General features: G+C 70.7%; 15 protein-coding genes. 14 read left to right on the top strand and 1 reads right to left on the bottom strand.

What is annotated here, in order from left to right:
* The first annotated feature begins 2 nt into the window (after positions 1 to 2).
* Positions 3 to 794 (top strand): TrmH family RNA methyltransferase, encoded by a 792-nt coding sequence (locus G6N23_RS11350; RefSeq protein WP_085262317.1) that lies wholly within the window; start codon positions 3 to 5, stop codon positions 792 to 794.
* On the opposite strand, the gene G6N23_RS11345 is transcribed toward G6N23_RS11350, so the two are convergent.
* Positions 791 to 1,888, bottom strand: a complete 1,098-nt coding sequence (locus G6N23_RS11345; protein WP_085262316.1) for an oxygenase MpaB family protein — start codon at positions 1,886 to 1,888, stop codon at positions 791 to 793. The two genes, G6N23_RS11350 and G6N23_RS11345, sit on opposite strands and share 4 nt — an antisense overlap.
* Positions 1,889 to 2,045: 157 nt before the next feature.
* On the opposite strand from G6N23_RS11345, the gene G6N23_RS11340 reads away from it, so the two are divergent.
* The 13 genes from G6N23_RS11340 to argH all read left to right on the top strand — a co-directional run bounded on the left by G6N23_RS11340 (position 2,046) and on the right by argH (position 21,134).
* Entirely contained in the window at positions 2,046 to 2,951 is a 906-nt protein-coding gene (locus G6N23_RS11340) for an adenylate/guanylate cyclase domain-containing protein (protein ID WP_085262315.1), read from the top strand.
* Positions 2,952 to 3,093: 142 nt separating this feature from the next.
* Entirely contained in the window at positions 3,094 to 7,227 is a 4,134-nt protein-coding gene (locus G6N23_RS11335) for a PGRS repeat-containing protein (protein WP_157997530.1), read from the top strand.
* 170 nt (positions 7,228 to 7,397) lie between these two features.
* Positions 7,398 to 8,405: a phenylalanine--tRNA ligase subunit alpha gene (gene pheS, locus G6N23_RS11330; protein ID WP_275991851.1), complete on the top strand. Its 1,008-nt coding sequence runs from the start codon at positions 7,398 to 7,400 to the stop codon at positions 8,403 to 8,405.
* Entirely contained in the window at positions 8,405 to 10,906 is a 2,502-nt protein-coding gene (pheT, locus tag G6N23_RS11325; RefSeq protein WP_085262313.1) for a phenylalanine--tRNA ligase subunit beta, read from the top strand. Before pheS ends, pheT begins: the two co-directional genes overlap by 1 nt.
* 215 nt (positions 10,907 to 11,121) lie before the next feature.
* On the top strand, positions 11,122 to 12,564 hold the full coding sequence (locus G6N23_RS11320; protein WP_085262312.1) for a dihydrolipoyl dehydrogenase family protein: 1,443 nt from the start codon (positions 11,122 to 11,124) through the stop codon (positions 12,562 to 12,564).
* Positions 12,565 to 12,684: 120 nt separating this feature from the next.
* Complete coding sequence (gene argC / locus G6N23_RS11315) at positions 12,685 to 13,743, top strand: N-acetyl-gamma-glutamyl-phosphate reductase (RefSeq protein WP_085262311.1); 1,059 nt, start codon at positions 12,685 to 12,687, stop codon at positions 13,741 to 13,743.
* Positions 13,740 to 14,942 (top strand): bifunctional glutamate N-acetyltransferase/amino-acid acetyltransferase ArgJ, encoded by a 1,203-nt coding sequence (gene argJ, locus G6N23_RS11310; protein ID WP_085262310.1) that lies wholly within the window; start codon positions 13,740 to 13,742, stop codon positions 14,940 to 14,942. The genes argC and argJ overlap by 4 nt, the downstream gene beginning before the upstream one ends.
* Positions 14,939 to 15,814: an acetylglutamate kinase gene (argB, locus tag G6N23_RS11305; protein WP_085262309.1), complete on the top strand. Its 876-nt coding sequence runs from the start codon at positions 14,939 to 14,941 to the stop codon at positions 15,812 to 15,814. The genes argJ and argB overlap by 4 nt, the downstream gene beginning before the upstream one ends.
* Positions 15,811 to 16,992, top strand: coding sequence for an acetylornithine transaminase (locus G6N23_RS11300; protein ID WP_095173848.1), 1,182 nt, complete (start codon positions 15,811 to 15,813; stop codon positions 16,990 to 16,992). Before argB ends, G6N23_RS11300 begins: the two co-directional genes overlap by 4 nt.
* Positions 16,992 to 17,918, top strand: coding sequence for an ornithine carbamoyltransferase (gene argF, locus G6N23_RS11295; protein WP_085262307.1), 927 nt, complete (start codon positions 16,992 to 16,994; stop codon positions 17,916 to 17,918). Before G6N23_RS11300 ends, argF begins: the two co-directional genes overlap by 1 nt.
* Positions 17,915 to 18,403, top strand: a complete 489-nt coding sequence (locus tag G6N23_RS11290; protein WP_085262306.1) for an arginine repressor — start codon at positions 17,915 to 17,917, stop codon at positions 18,401 to 18,403. Before argF ends, G6N23_RS11290 begins: the two co-directional genes overlap by 4 nt.
* A gap of 27 nt (positions 18,404 to 18,430) precedes the next feature.
* Positions 18,431 to 19,630, top strand: a complete 1,200-nt coding sequence (locus G6N23_RS11285; RefSeq protein WP_085262305.1) for an argininosuccinate synthase — start codon at positions 18,431 to 18,433, stop codon at positions 19,628 to 19,630.
* Between the two features lie 91 nt (positions 19,631 to 19,721).
* Complete coding sequence (gene argH / locus G6N23_RS11280; RefSeq protein WP_085262304.1) at positions 19,722 to 21,134, top strand: argininosuccinate lyase; 1,413 nt, start codon at positions 19,722 to 19,724, stop codon at positions 21,132 to 21,134.
* The last annotated feature ends 31 nt before the right edge of the window (positions 21,135 to 21,165 follow it).

Below are 21,165 nucleotides of genomic sequence, written 5' to 3'. Positions count from 1 at the left end.
CGATGCTGACCGAACGTTCGGCCCGCGTGGTCGCGGCGGTCAAGCTGCACCGGCATGTAACCAGGAAGCGCGAACAGCGCTTCCTGGCCGAGGGCCCCAATCTGATCGAGGCCGCGATCCGTCGTGGCCTGGTCATCGAGGTCTTCGCCACCGAGGCGGCGGCGCAGCGTCACGGTGAGCTGCTGGCCTCAGCACAGGCGCCGGTGCACCCGGTCACCGACCGGGCGGCAAAAGCGTTGTCGGACACCGTCACCCCGGCCGGTCTGGTCGCGGTGTGCGCGCTCCCGGAACCAGATCTGCAGGTCTCGCTGGCCGACGCGCCGCCGCTGGTGGCCGTGGCGGTGGGGATCGGCGAGCCGGGTAATGCCGGCACCCTGATCCGCATCGCCGACGCCACCGGCGCCGGGCTGGTGGTGTTGACCGGCAACAGCGTCGATCCCTACAACGGCAAGTGCTTGCGCGCCTCGGCGGGCAGCATCTTCAACGTCCCGGTGGTGGTGGCCGCCGACACCGATGCCGTGCTGACGGCATTGGGGGAGGCCGGCCTGCAGGTGCTGGCGACGGCGCCGGACGGCGAGCTGAGCCTCGACGAGGCCGACCCGATGTTGGTGGCGCCCACCGCCTGGCTGTTCGGCCCGGAAGCCCAGGGGTTGCCGGCAGCCGCCGCGGCCGCCGCGGACCACCGGGTTCGGATCCCGATGTCCGGCGGCGCGGAGAGTTTGAATGTGGCTGCGGCAGCGGCGATCTGCTTGTACCAGAGCGCGCGGGCGCAGCGCGGCGCCGCCGGCCCCTAGGCGGCTTTGGGCCGTGGTCGCGGCCGCGGCGGCCGCACCCCGGCCAGCGAGAAGGTGCTGTGCACCAGCGAACCGGCCCGCTCGATCAGGCTCATCTTCCTCGGCGGGACGTAGTGCATCCCCGTGGCGCGACGGTCCTTGGGGGGCGCCGTGGCCCACGGCGCTTCCTCCAGGGGCGCGTCGGCGGGAATCTTGCCCTGCTCGCGGCGGTAGCCGGCCAGTGCCCGCGGATGCAGCCGGATCTCCTCGGGAACGAACGTGAACGCCAACTGGCTGACCTTGCCGAGCAGCCGGAACAGCACCTCGTCGCCCTCCGACCAGCGCAAACCGGCCTTCTCGCGTACCACCGGCTCGAACAGCCCGGCGGCGACCCAGCGCTGGGCGGCCAAGGCCGGCTTGAACATCTGATCCCACACCGGTGTCGGCATCATGACGAACCACGGCTTGGGGATGCGCATATCCAGGATGCCCTGCGCGGCCGGCGTCATCTCCAGCTCTTCCTCGCAGACCCGGTCCCAGTACTCGCAGAACTCATCCCAGGACTTGGGCACCGGGCGCATGCTCATGCCGTACATCCGGTACCACTGCACGTGCTCGTCGAAGAGCTGGTGCTTCTCGGCCTCGGTCAGTCCGCCGCAGAAGTACTCGGCCAACTTGATGATCAACATGAAGAACGTGGCGTGCGCCCAATAGAAGGTCTCAGGATCGAGCGCGTGATAGCGCCGGCCCTGCGCGTCGGTTCCCTTGATGTCGCGGTGCCAGTCGCGGATCGAGGCGCCGGTCTGCTGGGCGCGGACACCGTCATAGACCACGCCCATGATCGGATACACCGACCGGGTGACCCGTTGCAGCGGCTCACGCCACAGGCTGGAGTGCTCCTCCACACCGGCGCCCAGGCCGGGGTACATGTTCTCGATGGTGCCGATCCACATGCCCATCACGCCGGTGCGGATGTCGCCGAAGTACTTCCAGGTCAGCGAATCGGAGTTCAACGGCTCGACGGCCGGGACCGGTTTGGGCGCGGTCTTGGAGGGGGCACTCTGCTCCGCGGGCGCCGTAACCCGCTCGGCGGACGTGGTCGGTGTAACGGTCATCACGTCTCCTGTCTGGTGAAGCTGACATCACCATAATTATGACAACAGGCGTTGTCTACATTATCGAGGGCGCGTCGCGTAACGATCGCCGATCGTGGCGTGTGCCACGTGCCTGGGCCGTTGCTGGTGGCCGCAACCGCCCCCTACGCTGAGGCACATGGACCTCGAGCCGGTCGGTCGGCGGGCTGACAAGCTCGAGGAGGTGGTGCAGATACCCGAACAGACCAGCCCTGATCGCCGCCGTTCGTTCTCCCTCGAAGAGGCAGCGGCCTGGTTGAACCGAACGACCAACGACGTGCGGGTGGTCGACCTGGTCCGGCGAGTGCGCCGGGCGCTGCCCGGGGACCCGGATTTCGGCGATCCGCTGTCCACCGCCGGTGACGGGGGCCCGCAGGCGGCCGCGCGGGCGGCCGACCGGCTGATGGGCGACCGGTCTGCGGCGTCTCGTGAGGTCAGCCTGGGCGCTCTGCAGATCTGGCAGGCGCTGACCCAGCGGATGTCGCGTGCGCCGTCGAACGCCGAGTCGACGCTGGTCTTCACCGACCTGGTCGGTTTCTCCACGTGGTCGCTGCGGTCCGGGGACGACGCCACCCTGACCCTGCTGCGGCGGGTGTCGCAGGCGGTGGAACCGCCGCTGCTGGACGCCGGGGGCCGCATCGTCAAACGGATGGGCGACGGGATCATGGCGGTGTTCCGCGATCCGCTGATCGCGGTGAGCGCGGTGCTGGAGGCCCATGAGGCCATCGGCACGGTCGAGGTCAACGGCTTCACCCCGCGCATGCGGGCCGGTATCCACACCGGCCGGCCGCAGCGGCTGGCCGACGACTGGCTGGGGGTGGACGTTAACATCGCCGCCCGGGTCATGGAGCGCGCGGTCAAGGGCGGCATCATGGCCTCCGGGGCGACACTGGAGCGCATCGACCCTGCCGACCTCGACGAATTGGGTGTGGTGGCCAAGCGCGCCCGCCGCCAGGTGCTGGCGGCCAAGACCAGCGGTGTGCCCGCCGATCTGATGATGTACCGGCTCAAGGCGGTTCACCGCGAGCCTCCCGCCGCCGAGTAATTGCCCGTCACGGACGGCTTTCTGCGGCAATCGATTCCCTCAGTCGAGTGGAGGAACCCCGTTCCTTGGAATAGTCTGCGTGAACAAGCCATCTAATTGTGCAGTTCTACACAGGTCGCCTTCAGCGCAGAAGCGGGGAAACATGTCAGGTCGGGAGCGGCAGGGGAACGACGGTCGTCGAGCGGGTAAGCGGCTGGCCGGCGCCGGCAGCACTGTGGCGGCGTTCCTGGCGTTCGGTATGGCTCCGTTGGCCACAGCCCCCACGGCGCACGCCGACCTCGACTTCGACTGGCTGACCGACCTGTTCGCCCCGGTCTCGGATTCTGCCACCGGCTGGGACACCAGTGCCTGGGACAGCAGCGCCTGGGACATCAGTTCGTGGTTCGACGCGTCCAGCCCGGGCATGGCCGACGCGACCAGCGCGTTCGACATCACCGCGCTGTGGAACTCGCTGTTCTATCAGCCGCTCTACACCGCGGTCGATGCCTGGATCGAGAGCCCGTCCAACTCCTGGCTCGTCGATATGGTCAACGGCTGGGCTCCCGAGGGCCAGTTCTACCTCGGGGACGGCGCTGACGGCACGGCGGAGCACGTCGACGGCGGTGACGGTGGCATCTGGTTCGGCTCCGGCGGCGCGGGCTACGCCGGTGAGGACGGTGTCGAGCCCGGTGACGGCGGTTCGGCCGGGCTATTCGGCAACGGCGGAGCCGGCGGCGACGGGTGGGATGGACAAGACGGCGGTGACGGTGGTGCCGGCGGCACCATGATGGGCATCGGCGGCGCTGGCGGCGACGGCGGCGCGGGCGGTAACGGCGGCACCGGTGGCGATGCCATGGGCTGGCTGTTCGGGATCGGCGGCGCGGGCGGTAACGGCGGTGCGGGCGCGGTCGGCTTGGACGGTGCGGCCGGAACGTGGGCCGCTAATAGCGGCGTCGGCGGAGTTGGTGGTGCCGGCAATGCCGGTGGCACCGGGGGTGCCGGCGGAAACGCCACCAGGTCCATGATCGGCGGCGGCGGTGCGGGCGGCAACGGTGGCGGCGGCGGCGCCGGCGGCCAGGGCGGTACCGGCGCAGCCGGCGACGCCGAGAACCCCGACGGCGCCGCGGGCGGCGACGGTGGTGAAGGCGGCTCGGGCGGTTCCGGCGGTGCGGGCGGCAACGGCGGCACGTTCGGCAGCAAGGGAGCGGCCGGCGAGGACAGCACGGTCAACGGTGATGGGGGTAAGGGCGGTACAGGCGGGGCCGGCGTGGACGCCGGGGATGGCCAGGCGGCCGGTAACGGTGGTGTCGGTGGCAAGGGTGGCAGCGGCGGCGACGCCGGCAATGGCGGCGCTGGCGGAACCGGTGGTGCCGGTGGTGCCGGTGACGCCGCGCACGAAGCCGCTAACGGCGGTGATGGCGGTCTCGGCGGTGATGGCGGCAAGATCGGTAACGGCGGTACCGGTGGTACGGGTGGTGCCGGTGGGGTCAGCGGCACGAACGGGGGCGACTTCACCGGTGGGGTATCCGTCGGCGGCACGGGTGGTAACGGCGGTGCTGGTGGTGCTGGCGGCACCGACGCGGGCAATGGCGGCAACGGCGGTGTCGGTGGTGTCGGCGGCGCCGGGCACGACGGGATCAAGGGCGGGAACGGCGGCAACGGTGTCGTCGGTGAGAACGACGGAAAAGGCCATGACGGCCAGGCCGGCGGCGATGGCTTCGCTGGCGGCAAGGGCGGTCAAGGTGGTGCAGCCGGGGTTAAAGGTGGCGGCGAAAACAGCAAGGCTGGACAGAACGGTGCTGGTGGAGATGGAGGCGTCGGGGGTGCTGCCGGTGCTGGCGGCGACGGCGGTGCCGGTGCCAAGGGTGACTGGAACTACGAGGGTTCAGGCGGCCATCTCGGTGCCGGTGGCGATGGAGGTGACGCTGGCCATGGCGGCACGGCCGGTAATGGTGGGGCGGGCGGTGACGGCGGTGGCGACGGCGAGGCACAGGGGCAGTCGGGCGAGCATGGCGATGTAGGCAGCGGCAAGCCGTTTGAAGCCAGCAAGGGCGGTGCCGGTGGCGACGGTGCCGATGCCACAGCTGACCACTCCACCGGGGGTAACGGTGGCAACGGCGGCAAGGGTACCGATGGTGGTGATGGCGGCGCCGGCGGCAACGGCGGCAACGGCGGAACATTCGGCGACGGCGGCAATGGCGGCAATGGCGGTGACGGCGGCGACGGTTCCCGCAGCGACGGTGGCGCCGGCGGGGCCGGTGGTGCCGGCGGCGCTTCTGAGTCCGGCGATGGGGGTGCCGGTGGCCTCGGCGGTAATGGCGGTAACGGCGACCACGGCCTGACCGGCGACGCCGGCGAAGCCGCTGTGGTTGGTGTCAACAACGGTGCCGGCGGCAATGGCGGCAACGGTGGAACTGGCTTCGATGGCGGTGCCGGCGGCAAGGGTGGCGCTGGCGGCACGTCGCAGAGCGGAACCGCAGGCGTCAACGGCAATGGCGGCGACGGCGGCGACGGCGGATCCGGCGGTGCGGGCGGCAACGGCGGCAACGGAGCTGATGGTAACTGGGATCAGAAGGGCCAGTACGGCTTTGGTTCCGGTGGCCAGGGCGGCAATGCCGGTAACGGCGGCGCCGCCGGTAAGGGCGGCGATGCGGGTGCTGCAGGCACCGGCGGCACCGGTGGCGAGGCCGGTACCGATGGCGCGGACGGCGTAGGAGTTGCCACCGGGGCGCAGGGTGGCGACGGCGGCGACGGCGCCGAAGGAGATGAACTCCACCTGAATGGTGGCGCCGGCGGTGACGGCGGCAATGGCGGCACCAACGGCGACGGCGGCAACGGCGGCCAGGGCGCTGACGCAGAGCAGGATGACACTGGCAACGCGGCTACCGGCGGCAACGGCGGGGCCGGCGGCAACGGTGGCGCCGGCGGCACGGTTGACGGTAACGGCGGTACGGGCGGCAACGGCGGTGACGGCTCTTCGACGACCATCACTGATCCCGCCACCCTGACCAAGGGCGGCAATGGTGGTGCCGGCGGCAAGGGAGGTGCCGCGACCAACGGCGAAGGCGGGAACGGCGGTATGGGTGGTGACGCCGGCTCCGGCACCCAGTACGGCGGCACCGGCGGCGCCGGTGGTGCAGGCGGCGCAGTCACCGGCGACGGTAACGGCGGCAAGGGCGGGGACGGTGGCGCGGGCGCAACCGCGACCGGCTGGAAGTCCGACGGCACCTGGGGTATTGACGGATTCAGCGGCAAGTTCGGCTCCGGCACCATCCTCGGTGTCTCCGGTGCGGGTGGCGCGGGTGGCGCTGGTGGTGCCGCGACCACTGGCGACGGCGGTGACGGTGGCACCGGCGGTGCTGGTGGCACCACCGATGCTGAGGCGGGCACCGTGGTCATCTGGGGCGGTGCGGGTGGCGCCGGCGGTGCTGGTGGCGCCGCGACGGTCACCGCCGGTGACGATGAGGATGCCCCGGTTCCCGACAGCGGCGACGGTGGCAACGGTGGCAACGGCGGCGTCGGCGGTGAAGGCACTATCACCGGTGGCAGCGGTGGCAATGGCGGCGCCGGCGGCGCCAGCACAAGTGGCACCGGTGGCACCGGCGGTAGCGGTGGCGAAGGTAAGGCGGCCTCCGGCTGGAACGACGCCAACGGCAGCATTGCCGGCAAGGGCCAGATCCTGGGCTTTGCCGGCAGCGGCGGCAACGGCGGGGCAGGCGGCAACGGCGAGACCGGTGGCAGCGGCGGTGCTGGCGGCACCGGCGCCGACGGCTTGATCGGCAATAAATTCAGCTCCGGCGGCACCGGTGGTAATGGCGGCGCCGGCGGGACCGGCACCACCGGCGACGGCGGTAGCGGTGGCAAGGGCGGTGACAGCGGCAACGCGACCTGGCGGGCCCACAACGGCGGTAGCGGCGGTGCGGGCGGCAACAGCACCAGCGGCAACGGCGGTAAGGGCGGTGACGGCGGTGCCGGCGGGACACTCACCAGCGGGGGCACCGCACCGACCAACGGCCAACCGGTCATCGTCGGCGCCGGCGGCAACGGCGGCAACGGCGGCAGCAGCACGGCGACCGACACCGAAGGCCACGGCGGCGACGGCGGTACCGGCGGCAACGGCGGTGACGGTGTCGGCAGCGTCAAGGGCGGAGCCGGCGGTACCGGTGGCACCGGCGGCAAGGCGGGCAGTGTGGCGGGCGAGGCCGGAGCCAAACCCGCTGCCCCCACCGGCACGAGCGGTGTCGAAGGCGGTGCCGGCGGCGACGGCGCCGAACCCACGCCGGCACCCACGCCCTAGAACCAACGCACCGGCCGAAAGCCCCGCACACCACGTGCGGGGCTTTCGCCGTCATGTCGATAAGATCGACGCTTGCGTCTCAACCCAAGTCACAGCCAGTAGGGGGAGTCTCGTCCGTGGGCAATCAGCCTGCTGAACAGTTCGACCCGTCCGTCGTCTCCGACGCGACTCTGAATTCGGCACTGCAGGCCGCGCAGCACGCCTTCGCGGCCGCCGCCGACCTGGACGCGCTGGCGCACGCCAAGACCGAGCACCTCGGTGACAAGGCGCCGCTGGCCCTGGCCCGCCAGGCCCTGGCCAAACTGGACAAGGCCGAGCGGGCCGACGCGGGCAAGCGCGTCAACGCTGCCCGCACCGAGGCCCAGCACGCCTACGAGCGGCGACTGGCAGACCTGCGCGCCGAACGCGACGCCGCCGTGCTGGCCGCGGAAAGCATCGACGTCACGCTGCCCTCGGCGCGCCGGCCCGTCGGCGCCCGGCATCCCATCACCATGCTGGCCGAACACGTCGCCGACACCTTCGTCGCGATGGGCTGGGAGCTGGTCGAGGGCCCCGAGGTCGAAGCCGAGCACTTCAACTTCGACGCGCTGAACTTCCCCGTCGACCACCCGGCGCGCAGCGACCAGGACACCTTCCACATCGCCCCGCCCGGATCGCGCCGACTGCTGCGCACCCACACCTCCCCGGTGCAGATCCGCGCCCTGCTGGAGCGCGAACTGCCGGTCTACGTCGTCTCGATCGGGCGCACCTTCCGCACCGACGAACTCGACGCCACCCACACCCCGGTGTTCCACCAGGTGGAGGGGCTGGCGGTGGATCGCGGGCTGACCATGGCGCACCTGCGAGGCACCCTGGACGCCTTCGCCCAGTCGGAGTTCGGGCCGGGCGCACGCACCCGCATCCGGCCGCACTTCTTCCCGTTCACCGAGCCCTCGGCGGAGGTCGACATCTGGTTCGAGGGCAAAAAGGGCGGCGCCGGCTGGGTCGAGTGGGGCGGCTGCGGGATGGTCCACCCCAACGTGCTGCGCGCGGTCGGCATCGACCCGGCCGAATACTCCGGCTTCGCGTTCGGCATGGGCCTGGAACGAACCCTGCAGTTCCGCAACGGAATTCCCGACATGCGTGACATGGTCGAAGGTGACGTGCGGTTCTCCCTGCCGTTCGGGGTGGGTGCCTGATGCGCATTCCCTACAGCTGGTTGCGCGACGTCCTGACGGTCGGCACGCCCGGATTTGATATCTCCGCATCCGACATGGAGCAGGCCCTGCTGCGGGTCGGGCACGAGGTCGAGGAGGTGCACACCCTGGGGCCGGTGACCGGGCCGTTCAAGGTCGGCCGGGTCACCCAGATCGAGGAACTCACCGAGTTCAAGAAGCCGATCCGGGCTTGCCTCGTGGACGTCGGCGAATCCGAGCCACGTGAGATCGTCTGCGGTGCCACCAATTTCGCCGTCGGGGAGCTGGTGGTGGTAGCCCTGCCCGGCGCGGTGCTGCCCGGTGACTTCGCCATCGCCACCCGTAAGACCTACGGCCGCACCTCCGACGGGATGATCTGCTCGGCGTCCGAAATACGGTTGAGCACAGACCATTCCGGCATCCTCGTGCTGCCGGCCGGCACCGCCGAACCGGGCGCCGACGCCACCGAGGTGCTCGGACTCGACGACGTGGTGTACGAGCTGGCCATCACCCCCGACCGCGGCTACTGCATGTCGGTGCGCGGGCTGGCACGCGATCTGGCTAGTGCGCTGGACCTGGACTTCGCCGACCCGGCCTCCCGCGCTGCGGTGCCCGCGCTGCCCGCAGAGGGTGAGGCGTGGCCGCTGAGCGTGCAGCCGGACACCGGGGTGCGCCGCTTCGCGCTTCGCGGCGTCACCGGGATCGACCCGGCGGCGGTGTCGCCGTGGTGGCTGCAACGCCGCTTACTGCTCTGCGGGATCCGGGCGATCTCGCCGGCCGTCGACGCCACCAACTACGTGATGCTCGAACTCGGCCACCCGATGCACGCCCACGACCGGGCGCGGATCACCGGCGCATTGGGCGTGCGGTTCGCCCGGCCCGGCGAGACCGTCACCACGCTGGATGACGTCGAACGCAAACTCGACCCGGCCGACGTGCTGATCGTCGACGACGTCGCGACCGCCGCGATCGGCGGCGTGATGGGCTCGGGGAGCACCGAGATGCGTGAGGACTCGCGCGATGTGCTGCTGGAGGCCGCGATCTGGGACCCCGCGGCGGTGTCGCGGACCGCGCGGCGCCTGCACCTGCCCAGCGAGGCGGCCCGGCGTTACGAACGCTCCGTCGACCCGGCCATCTCGGTGGCGGTGCTGGACCGCTGCGCGACGCTGCTGGCCGAGATCGCCGGGGGAGTCGTCGAATCCACCCTGACCGACTGGCGCGGTGACCCCCCGGTCGAGGACTGGTCGCAGCCGGCGATCGAGATCGCCGCGGACCTGCCGGACCGCGTCGCCGGGGTGAGCTACCCCGAGGGCACCACTGCCCGGCGCCTGACCCAGATCGGCTGCGCGGTCTCCGCCGCCGGCGAGACTCTGACCGTCGCCCCGCCGAGCTGGCGGCCGGACCTGCGCCAGCCCGCCGACCTGGTCGAGGAGGTGCTGCGGCTCGAGGGGCTGGAATCCATACCGTCGGTGCTGCCGGCGGCACCGGCCGGGCGGGGCCTGACCGACGTCCAGCGTCGCCGCCGCGCGATCGGCAAGTCGCTGGCGCTGGCCGGCTACGTCGAGGTGCTCACCACCCCGTTTCTGCCCGCCGGGGTCTTCGACGCCTGGGGGCTCGCCGAGGACGACCCGCGCCGCGCCACGGTGTCGGTGCTCAACCCGCTGGAGGCCGACCGGCCGGCACTGGCCAGCACGCTGCTGCCCGGCCTGCTGGAAGCATTGGGGCGCAACGTGTCCCGCGGTATCAGCGATGTCGCGCTGTTCTCGATCGCCCAGGTGGTGCAATCGGATCGGCCGACACCGGACAGCGCCGGCATCCCCGTCGTCGCGGTGGATCGTCGTCCCAGCGACGCCGAGATCGCCGGAATCGACGGCGCCCTGCCGCGCCAGCCGCAGCACATCGCGGTGGCGCTGACCGGGCTGGCCGAACCCCGCGGCCCGTGGGGGCCGGGCCGGCCCGTCGAGGCCGCCGATGCCATCGAGGCCGCCCGCGTCATCGCCCGCGCCGGCGGGGTCGAGGTCACGCTGCGATCCGGGGCGTACCTGCCGTGGCATCCGGGCCGTTGCGCCGAGGTGCTGGTGGGCGAGACCCTGATCGGCCACGCCGGGCAGTTGCATCCGGCCGTCATCGAACGCACCGGGCTGCCCAAGGGCACCTGCGCGGTCGAGCTGAATCTGGACGCCGTCCCGATCACGCAGTCCCTGCCCGCGCCGCGGGTGTCGCCGTTCCCCGCGGTGTTCCAGGACCTCGCGCTGGTGGTTGAGGAGAAGGTCACTGCCGCGTCGGTGGCCGATGCGGTGCGCGACGGCGCCGGTGAGTTGCTGGAGGACATCGCCCTGTTCGACGTCTACACCGGCCCGCAGGTCGCCGACGGCCGCAAGTCGCTGGCGTTCGCGCTGCGCTTCCGGGCGGCGGATCGGACCCTGACCGAGGACGAGGCCAGCGCGGCCCGCGATGCGGCCGTGGCCTGCGCCGCCGAGCGCGTAGGTGCCGCCCTGCGGTAGTCCCCACCTTGGCCGAGCGTGCGTGTTAGCACACGACACGCCGGGTCTGAGCGTGCAACTGCGCACCGTCGCGGTGGCGGACCGGGGCCGTCCGTGTTGGGATGGAACCGCAACGGCAGACGCCGTCGCGGTCTCTTTCGCTCATCCCGTTGTTCGTCATCGCTACCGCCCGCCGAGCGACACCGGTCGTTCTTCCACGAGGAGGATTCGCCTAGATGACCGAAACCCATGACGTCGTCGTGCTCGGCGCCGGACCGGTCGGCGAGAACGTCGCCGATCGCGCCCGGGCGGCCGGACTGACCGTGGCGATCGTCGAACGTGAACTGGTGGGCGGCGAATGTTCCTACTGGGCCTGCGTTCCCAGCAAGGCCTTGCTGCGACCGGTGCTGGCGTTCGACGATGCCCGCCGGGTCGCCGGCGCGCGCGAAGCTGTCACCGGCGCACTGGATGCCGGTGCGGTGTTCCGCCGCCGCAACGGCTTTGTCGGCGATTGGGATGACACCGGCCAAGCGGACTGGGTCGGCGGGATCGGCGCCACCCTGGTGCGCGGCCACGGGCGCCTGGACGGGCCACGACGGGTCGTCGTCACCACACCCGACGGTGACACGACGACGCTCACCGCCCGCCACGCGGTCGTGATCTGCACCGGCACCCGCGCAGCGCTCCCGGACGTTCCCGGGATCATCGAGGCCCGACCCTGGACGAACCGGCACGCCACCGAGGCCAGCTCGGTACCGGCCCGCCTGGCGGTGATCGGAGGCGGCGGGGTGGGCGCCGAAATGGCCACCGCCTGGCAGGGTTTGGGCGCCTCGGTGACGATGCTGGTTCGCACCTCCGGACTACTGCCCCGGATGGAGTCCTTCGCCGGCGAATATGTGGCTCGTAGCCTCACCGCTGCGGGTGTCGATGTGCGCACCGGTGTTTCGGTCACCCGGTTGCGGCGTCCCGACCCCGACGGCCCGGTGTGGCTGAAACTGAACGACGGCAGTGAGCTCGAAGTCGACGAGGTTCTGTGCGCGACGGGTCGCGCGCCGCTGACCGATGACATCGGCCTGGAGACCGTGGGCCTGACTCCCGGGGACTGGCTCGAGGTGGACGACACCTGCCGGGTCGGCGCGGTGGGCGAGGGGTGGCTGTACGCGTGCGGGGATGCCAACCATCGGGCCCTGCTGACCCACGAGGGCAAATACCAGGCACGCATCGCCGGTGACGCCATCGGTGCTCGGGCGGCCGGAAAGCCGTTGGACACCGCGCCGTGGGGCGCACATTCCGCCACCGCCGACCATCACGCCGTGCCGCAGGTGTTCTTCACCGACCCCGAGGCCGCCGCGGTCGGACTCTCCGCCGAGGAGGCGCAACAGGCCGGTCACCGGGTGCGGGTGGTCGACGTGGAGATCGGCGAGGCGGTGGAGGGCGCCAAACTGCACGCCGACGGCTACACCGGCCGGGCGCGGATGGTGGTCGACGCCGATCAGGAATATCTGCTCGGCGTCACATTCGTCGGCCCCGGCGTCGCCGAACTGCTGCACTCGGCCACCATCGCCGTCGCCGGCCGGGTACCGATCGACCGGCTGTGGCATGCCGTGCCGTGCTTCCCGACGATCAGCGAGGTGTGGCTGCGGCTGTTGGAGGCCTACCGTGATTCAGCGCGGGACTGATCGTCGGCTACCCTCCTCCGCGAACGGGCGTGTTTGTCCACGACACGCCGCGCGCGGGCGTACCACCGCGCACGCTCGCGCCCCCCACTGAATTATCAATTTGCATTACCGCGCATAATCATGCAGAATCGCGCAGTGACCAAAGCGATCAAAGTGGCGGTGGCCGGTGCCAGCGGGTACGCCGGCGGTGAGATCCTGCGGCTGCTGCTGGGACATCCGGCCTATGCCGACGGCCGACTGAGCATCGGGGCGCTGACCGCCGCCGGCAACGCCGGCAGCACCATGGGCGAGCAGCATCCCAACCTGATGCCGCTGGCTGACCGGGTGCTCCAGCCGACCGAGCTCGACGTGCTGGCCGGCCATGACGTCGTATTTCTCGGCTTGCCGCACGGACATTCAGCGGTGCTGGCCGAGCAGCTCGACGATGAGACCCTGGTGGTGGATTGCGGCGCGGACTTCCGGCTCGACGACCCGACCGACTGGGAACGCTTCTACGGCTCCGCGCACGCCGGCACCTGGCCCTACGGGCTGCCGGAACTTCCCGGAGTACGCGATCAGCTCAAGGACGCCCGGCGGATCGCGGTGCCGGGCTGCTACCCGACCGCGGCGCTGCTGGCCCTGTTCCCGGCCGTGGCCGCCGGCCTGGTCGAAACGGACGTCACGGTGGTCGCGGTCAGCGGCACCTCCGGTGCGGGCAAGGCCGCCAAGGTCGACCTGCTCGGCTCGGAGGTGATCGGCTCGGCGCGCGCCTACAACATCGGCGGCGCACACCGGCACACCCCGGAGATCGGTCAGGGGCTGCGGGCGGTCACCCACCGCGACGTCACCGTCTCCTTCATCCCGGTGCTGATCCCGGCCTCCCGGGGAATCCTGGCCACCTGCACGGCCAAGACCACCACACCGCTGCCGAAACTGCGCGCCGCCTACGAAAAGGCCTACCAGGCCGAGCCGTTCGTGCATCTGCTGCCGCAGGGCCAACTGCCCAAGACCGGATCGGTGATCGGCAGCAACGCCGCACACCTGGCGATCGCCGTGGACGAGGACGCCTCGACGTTCATCGCGATCTCCGCGATCGACAACCTCGTCAAGGGCACCGGCGGCGCCGCGGTGCAGGCGATGAACCTGGCGCTGGGCTGGCCGGAAGCCGAGGGACTCTCCGTGGTGGGGGTGGCGCCGTGACCGAGACACGGCTGCTGCGCGAGCAGGGCGTCACCGCGCCGGCGGGTTTCCGGGCGGCCGGAATCGCCGCCGGTATCAAGGCTTCCGGCGCGCCGGACCTGGCGCTGGTGTTCAACGAGGGGCCCGATTACACCGCCGCCGGGCTGTTCACCAGCAACCAGGTCAAGGCGGCGCCGGTCCAGTGGAGCCAACAGGTGCTCAAGAGCGGCCGGCTGCGGGCGGTGATCCTCAACTCCGGGGGCGCCAACGCCTGCACCGGCCCCGGAGGTTTCCAAGACACCCACGCCACCGCCGAAGCCGTCGCCGCCGCGCTGTCGAAGTGGGGCACCGAGACCGGAGCCGTCGAGGTGGCGGTCTGCTCCACCGGGCTGATCGGCGACCGGCTGCCGATGGACAAGCTGCTGACCGGGGTCACCGACGTGGTGCAGGAGATGGCCGGGGGGCTGGTCGGCGGCGACGAGGCCGCCCGGGCGATCATGACCACCGACACAGTGCCCAAACAGGTTGCGCTGCACCATGAGGACAACTGGACCCTGGGCGGGATGGCTAAAGGCGCCGGCATGCTGGCCCCGTCGCTGGCCACCATGCTGGTGGTGCTGACCACCGACGCCAGGGCCGACGCGCCGGCGCTGGACCGGGCGCTGCGCCGGGCCGCCGCATTGACCTTCGACCGCCTCGACATCGACGGCAGCTGCTCCACCAACGACACGGTGCTGCTGCTGTCATCGGGCGCCAGCGAGATCACGCCCAGCCAAGACGATCTCGACGCCGCGGTGCTGGCCGCCTGCGACGACCTGTGCGCTCAACTGCAAGCCGACGCCGAAGGTGTCACCAAGAAGGTCACGATCACCGTCACCGGCGCCGGCAGGGACGACGAGGCGCTGCTTGCCGCCCGCTGCATCGCCCGCGACAGCCTGGTCAAGACCGCGCTATTCGGCTCCGACCCGAACTGGGGCCGGGTCCTGGCCGCAGTGGGAATGGTGCCGTTCGCGATCGACCCGGACCGGATCACGGTGTCCTTCAACGGCTCCCCGGTATTCAGTGAGGGCATGCCGATGCCCGGCGCCCGCGAGGTCGACCTGTCCGGCGCAGATGTCCACGTCACCGTCGAGCTGAACCAGGGCACCGGACACGCCAGCGTGCGCACCACCGATCTGTCCCACGCCTACGTCGAAGAGAACTCCGCGTATTCCTCATGAGCGAACTGACCACACACGACAAGGCCCAGGTGCTAGCCGAAGCGCTGCCTTGGCTCAAGCAGCTGCACGGCAAGATCGTCGTCGTCAAATACGGCGGCAACGCCATGACCGACGACATCCTCAAGCACGCGTTCGCCGCCGACATGGCGTTCCTGCTCAACTGCGGCGTCCAGCCGGTGGTGGTGCACGGCGGCGGGCCGCAGATCAGCACCATGCTCTCCCGGCTCGGCATCGAAGGCGACTTCAAGGGCGGATTCCGGGTGACCACACCGGAAGTGCTCGACGTGGCGCGCATGGTGCTGTTCGGCCAGGTGGGCCGTGAACTGGTCGGGCTGATCAATGCACACGGGCCCTATGCCGTCGGCATCACCGGCGAGGACGCCGCGCTGTTCACCGCGGTGCGGCGCAGCGTCAACGTCGACGGCGTCGCCACCGACATCGGGCTGGTCGGCGATGTCGACCAGGTCAACACCGCTGCGGTGCTGGATCTCATTGCCGCGGGACGGATTCCGGTGGTCTCCACGTTGGCGCCCGACACCGACGGCGTGGTGCACAACATCAACGCCGACACCGCGGCCGCCGCGCTCGCCGAAGCGTTGCAGGCCGAGAAACTGCTGATGCTCACCGACGTCGAGGGCCTCTACACCGACTGGCCAGACACCGATTCGCTGATCAGCGAGATCGACACCACGGCGCTGGAGCAGCTGCTGCCGAAGCTGGAATCGGGGATGATCCCCAAAGTCGAAGCCTGCCTGCGCGCGGTGCGCGGCGGGGTGCCCAGTGCCCACATCATCGACGGTCGGGTCGAACACTGCGTGCTGGTCGAGTTGTTCACCAACGCCGGCACCGGAACCAAGGTGGTGAACCCGTGACAAGCCTGCAGCAACGCTGGTCGGCGGTGATGACGAACAACTACGGCACACCACCGCTGGCGCTGGTCAGCGGTGACGGCGCGGTGGTCACCGACGAATCCGGCAAGAACTACCTCGACCTGCTCGGAGGCATCGCGGTCAACGTGCTGGGCCACCGGCACCCGGCGGTGATCGAGGCCGTCACCGCCCAGCTGAACACGCTGGGGCACACCTCGAATCTGTATGCCACCGAGCCGGGCATCGCGCTGGCCGAGGGCCTCGTCGACCATCTGGGCGCGCCGGCGCGGGTGTTCTTCTGCAACTCCGGAGCCGAGGCCAACGAAGCGGCCTTCAAAATGACCCGGCTCACCGGGAAGACGAAGGTTATTGCCGCCCAAGGGGCTTTTCACGGCCGCACCATGGGTTCGCTCGCGCTGACCGGCCAGCCCGACAAACGGGCGCCGTTCGAGCCGCTGCCCGGCGAGATCACCTTCGTGCCCTACGGGGACACCAAAGCGCTTGCCGAAGCCGTCGATTCGACCACCGCCGCGGTCTTCCTGGAACCGATCATGGGGGAGGGCGGGGTCGTCGTCCCACCGGCCGGCTACCTGGCGGAGGCCCGGGGCATCACCGCCGCCCACGGCGCACTGCTGGTCTTCGACGAGGTGCAGACCGGCGTCGGGCGCACCGGGGCGTTCTTCGCCCACCAACACGACGGCATCACCCCCGATATCGTCACGCTGGCCAAGGGACTCGGCGCCGGCCTGCCGATCGGCGCCTGCCTGGCCGTCGGGGCGGCCGGTGACCTGTTGACCCCGGGCAGCCACGGCAGCACCTTCGGCGGCAACCCGGTCTGCACCGCGGCCGCGTTGGCGGTGCTGCGGGCGCTGGCCGACGGCGACCTGATCGCCCGGGCGGGGATGCTCGGCAAGGCACTGAGCCACGGCATCGACGAACTGCAGCACCCGCTGGTGGACCACGTGCGTGGCAAGGGGCTGCTGCAGGGCGTCGTGCTCACTGCGCCCAAGGCCAAAGCCGTTGAGGCCGCGGCCCGTAATGCCGGGTTCCTGGTCAACGCCGCCGCACCCGACGTGGTCCGGTTGGCTCCGCCGCTGATCATCACCGAAGAGCAGATCGACGGTTTCCTCACCGCCCTGCCCGGGGTGCTGGACACCGCGGCCGCACTGGAGGACTCCTGATGATCCGCCATTTTTTGCGCGACGACGACGTCACCCCGGCAGAGCAGGCCGAGATCCTGTCCCTGGCAGCAGAATTGAAGGCCGCCCCGTTCAGTCGCCGGCCGCTGGAGGGCCCGCGCGGGGTCGCGGTGATATTCGACAAGAACTCCACCCGAACGCGGTTCTCGTTCGAGATGGGCATCGCCCAACTCGGCGGGCACGCCGTCGTCGTCGACGGCCGGTCCACCCAGCTGGGCCGCGACGAAACCCTGGAGGACACCGGGCGGGTGCTGTCGCGCTATGTCGATGCCATCGTGTGGCGCACCTTCGCCCAGGAGCGGCTGGCCGCGATGGCCACCAGCGCCACGGTGCCGATCGTCAACGCGCTCTCCGACGACTTTCACCCCTGCCAGGTGCTGGCCGATTTGCAGACCATCGCCGAGCGCAAGGGCGCGCTCAAAGGTCTGAAGCTGACCTACCTCGGCGACGGGGCCAACAACATGGCGCACTCGCTGATGCTCGGCGGCGTCACCGCCGGGCTGCACGTCACCGTCGCCGCCCCGGACGGTTTCACCCCCGACCCCGCGGTGGTGGACGCCGCGCACAAGCGGGCCGCCAGCACCGACGCCTCGGTCACCGTCACCACCGATGCGGCCCAGGCGGCTCGCGGCGCCGATGTGCTGGTCACCGACACCTGGACCTCGATGGGCCAGGAGGACGACGGGCTGGATCGGGTCGCGCCGTTTCGGCCCTATCAGATCAACGACGAGCTCGTCGCGCTGGCGGACTCGGAAGTCACTGTCCTGCACTGCCTTCCGGCGCACCGAGGCGACGAGATCACCGACGCGGTGATCGACGGGCCGCGCAGCGCGGTGTGGGACGAGGCCGAGAACCGGCTGCACGCGCAGAAGGCGTTGTTGGTGTGGTTGCTGGACCGATCACGATGAGCCGGCCGGACAGCTCCGTCACCCGGGTGGGCCGCCAAGCCCGCATCCGGGCGCTGCTGTCCTCCGAAGCGGTGCGCAGCCAGACCGAGCTGGCCGCGCTGCTGGCCGCCGACGGCATCGAGGTCACCCAGGCCACGCTGTCGCGGGACCTGGAGGAACTCGGCGCGGTGAAGCTGCGCGGCGTGGACGGCGGCGCCGGGGTGTACGTAGTGCCCGAGGACGGCAGCCCGGTGCGCGGGGTATCCGGTGGCACCGACCGGCTGTGCCGGCTGCTGGGGGAGTTGCTCGTCTCCACCGACGCCACCGGAAATCTCGCCGTGTTGCGCACCCCGCCCGGCGCGGCGGACTACCTGGCCAGTGCCATCGACCGGGCCGCGCTACCGTACGTCGTCGGCACCATCGCCGGGGATGACACCATCTTCGTGGCAGCGCGCGAGCCGATGACGGGCGCCGAGCTCGCCGCCACCCTCAAAGACCTGCAGTAGATACAGTACGAAGCAAGGAGAATCTCGATGTCCGAACGCGTCATCCTGGCGTATTCCGGTGGCCTGGACACCTCGGTGGCGATCAGCTGGATCGGCAAGGAGACCGGCCGCGAGGTCGTCGCCGTCGCCATCGACCTCGGCCAGGGCGGCGAGGACATGGAGGTGGTGCGCCAGCGGGCCCTGGACTGCGGGGCCGTCGAGGCCGTCGTCGTCGACGCCCGCGACGAGTTCGCCGAGGGCTACTGCCTGCCCACAATCCAGTCCAATGCGCTCTACATGGACCGCTACCCGCTGGTCTCGGCGATCAGCCGGCCGCTGATCGTCAAGCACCTGGTGGCCGCGGCGCGTGAACACGGCGGCGGCACCGTCGCGCACGGTTGCACCGGCAAGGGCAACGATCAAGTTCGCTTCGAGGTCGGATTCGCCTCGCTGGCACCGGATCTCAAGGTGCTGGCCCCGGTCCGCGACTACGCCTGGACCCGGGAGAAGGCGATCGCGTTCGCCGAGGAGAACGACATCCCGATCAACGTCACCAAGCGCTCGCCGTTCTCGATTGACCAGAACGTGTGGGGCCGCGCGGTGGAAACCGGGTTCCTCGAGCATTTGTGGAACGCCCCCACCAAGGACGTCTACGACTACACCGAGGACCCGACGGTCAACTGGAACACCCCAGACGAGGTGGTCATCGGTTTCGAGCGCGGGGTTCCGGTCTCGGTCGACGGCCGGGGAGTGTCGGTGCTGGAGGCCATCGTCGAGCTCAACCGGCGGGCCGGCGCCCAGGGCGTGGGACGGCTCGACGTGGTCGAGGACCGGCTGGTGGGCATCAAGAGCCGCGAGATCTACGAGGCGCCCGGAGCGATGGTGCTCATCACCGCCCACACCGAACTCGAGCACGTCACCCTGGAGCGCGAGCTCGGCCGGTTCAAGCGGCACACCGACCAGAAGTGGTCCGAGCTGGTCTACGACGGCCTGTGGTATTCGCCGCTGAAGTCGGCTCTGGAGTCGTTCGTCGCGCACACCCAGCAGCACGTGTCCGGTGAGGTGCGGCTGGTGCTGCACGGCGGCCACATCGCGGTCAACGGCCGGCGCAGCGCGGAGTCGCTGTACGACTTCAACCTGGCCACCTACGACGAGGGCGACACCTTCGACCAGAGCGCCGCGCGTGGGTTCGTCGAGATCCACGGGTTGAGCTCGAAGATCTCCGCCCGCCGGGATCTGGGCTCGTGAACTCCTTGACCGCGAGCAGACACAGAATCGCGTGCGGGAGTCCCCGCCGGTGCGATTCTGTGTCTGCTCGCCGGAAGATGGCGACGGCGCTGTGAGCACCAACGAGGGATCACTGTGGGGCGGGCGGTTCGCCGAAGGCCCGTCGGACGCGCTGGCCGCGCTGAGCAAATCCACCCACTTCGACTGGGTGCTGGCCCCCTACGACGTCGCCGCGTCCAAGGCACACGCCAAGGTGCTGCACGGCGCCGGGCTGCTCACCGACGACCAGCGCGACGGGTTGCTGGCCGGCCTGGACAGCCTCGGCGCCGACGTCGCCGACGGCAGCTTCGGGCCGCTGGTCACCGACGAGGACGTGCACGGCGCCCTGGAACGCGGCCTGATCGACCGGGTCGGCGCCGACCTGGGCGGCCGGCTGCGTGCCGGACGATCCCGAAACGACCAGGTGGCGACGCTGTTTCGGATGTGGCTACGCGATGCGGTACGTCGCGTGGCCGCCGGCGTGCTCGACGTGGTCGACGCGCTGGCCCACCAGGCCGCCGCGCACCCCGAGGCCATCATGCCCGGCAAGACGCACCTGCAGTCTGCCCAGCCGGTGCTGCTGGCACACCACCTGCTCGCCCACGCCCACCCGCTGCTGCGCGACGTGGACCGCATCATCGACGTCGACGCCCGCGCCGCGGTGTCGCCGTACGGGTCGGGAGCGCTGGCCGGATCGTCGCTGGGGCTGAACCCGGACGCGATCGCCGCCGAACTCGGCTTTGCCGCGGCTGCCGATAATTCGATCGACGCCACCGCCGCACGCGATTTCGCCGCCGAGGCCGCGTTCGTGTTCGCGATGATCGGCGTCGACCTGTCCCGGCTGGCCGAAGACATCATCTTGTGGAGCTCAACGGAGTTCGGCTACGCCGTGCTGCACGACTCCTGGTCGACCGGCAGCTCGATCATGCCGCAGAAGAAGAACCCCGACATCGCCGAGCTGGCCCGCGGCAAGTCCGGGCGGCTGATCGGCAACCTGACCGGCCTGCTGGCGACGCTGAAGGCCCAGCCGCTGGCCTACAACCGGGATCTGCAGGAGGACAAGGAGCCGGTGTTCGATTCGGCGGCCCAGCTGGAGCTGCTGCTGCCGGCGATGGCCGGGCTGGTCGGCACCCTGCGCTTCGACACCGAACGGATGGCCGCGCTGGCGCCGGCCGGCTACACGCTGGCCACCGACATCGCTGAATGGCTGGTGCGCCAAGGGGTTCCGTTCCGGACCGCGCACGAGGCGGCGGGCGCGGCGGTCAAGGCCGCCGAACAGCGCGGCGTCGGCCTCGACGAACTCACCGACTCCGAACTGGCCGGTATCAGTCCCGACCTGACCCCGCAGGTGCGCGAGGTGCTCACCGTCGAAGGTTCGGTGGCATCCCGCCACGCTCGCGGCGGCACCGCGCCGGCACGGGTCGCCGATCAGCTGACCGGCCTTGCCGAACGCGCTGCGCGGCAGCGCCAGTGGGTCGACGGCTGACCGATCTCGCGTTGCGCTAGCGTGGGCGGAT

The sequence above is a fragment of the Mycolicibacter terrae genome, assembly GCF_010727125.1.
In the GTDB taxonomy this organism is placed as follows: domain Bacteria; phylum Actinomycetota; class Actinomycetes; order Mycobacteriales; family Mycobacteriaceae; genus Mycobacterium; species Mycobacterium terrae.
This window is presented reverse-complemented; position numbering and strand designations above follow the sequence as displayed.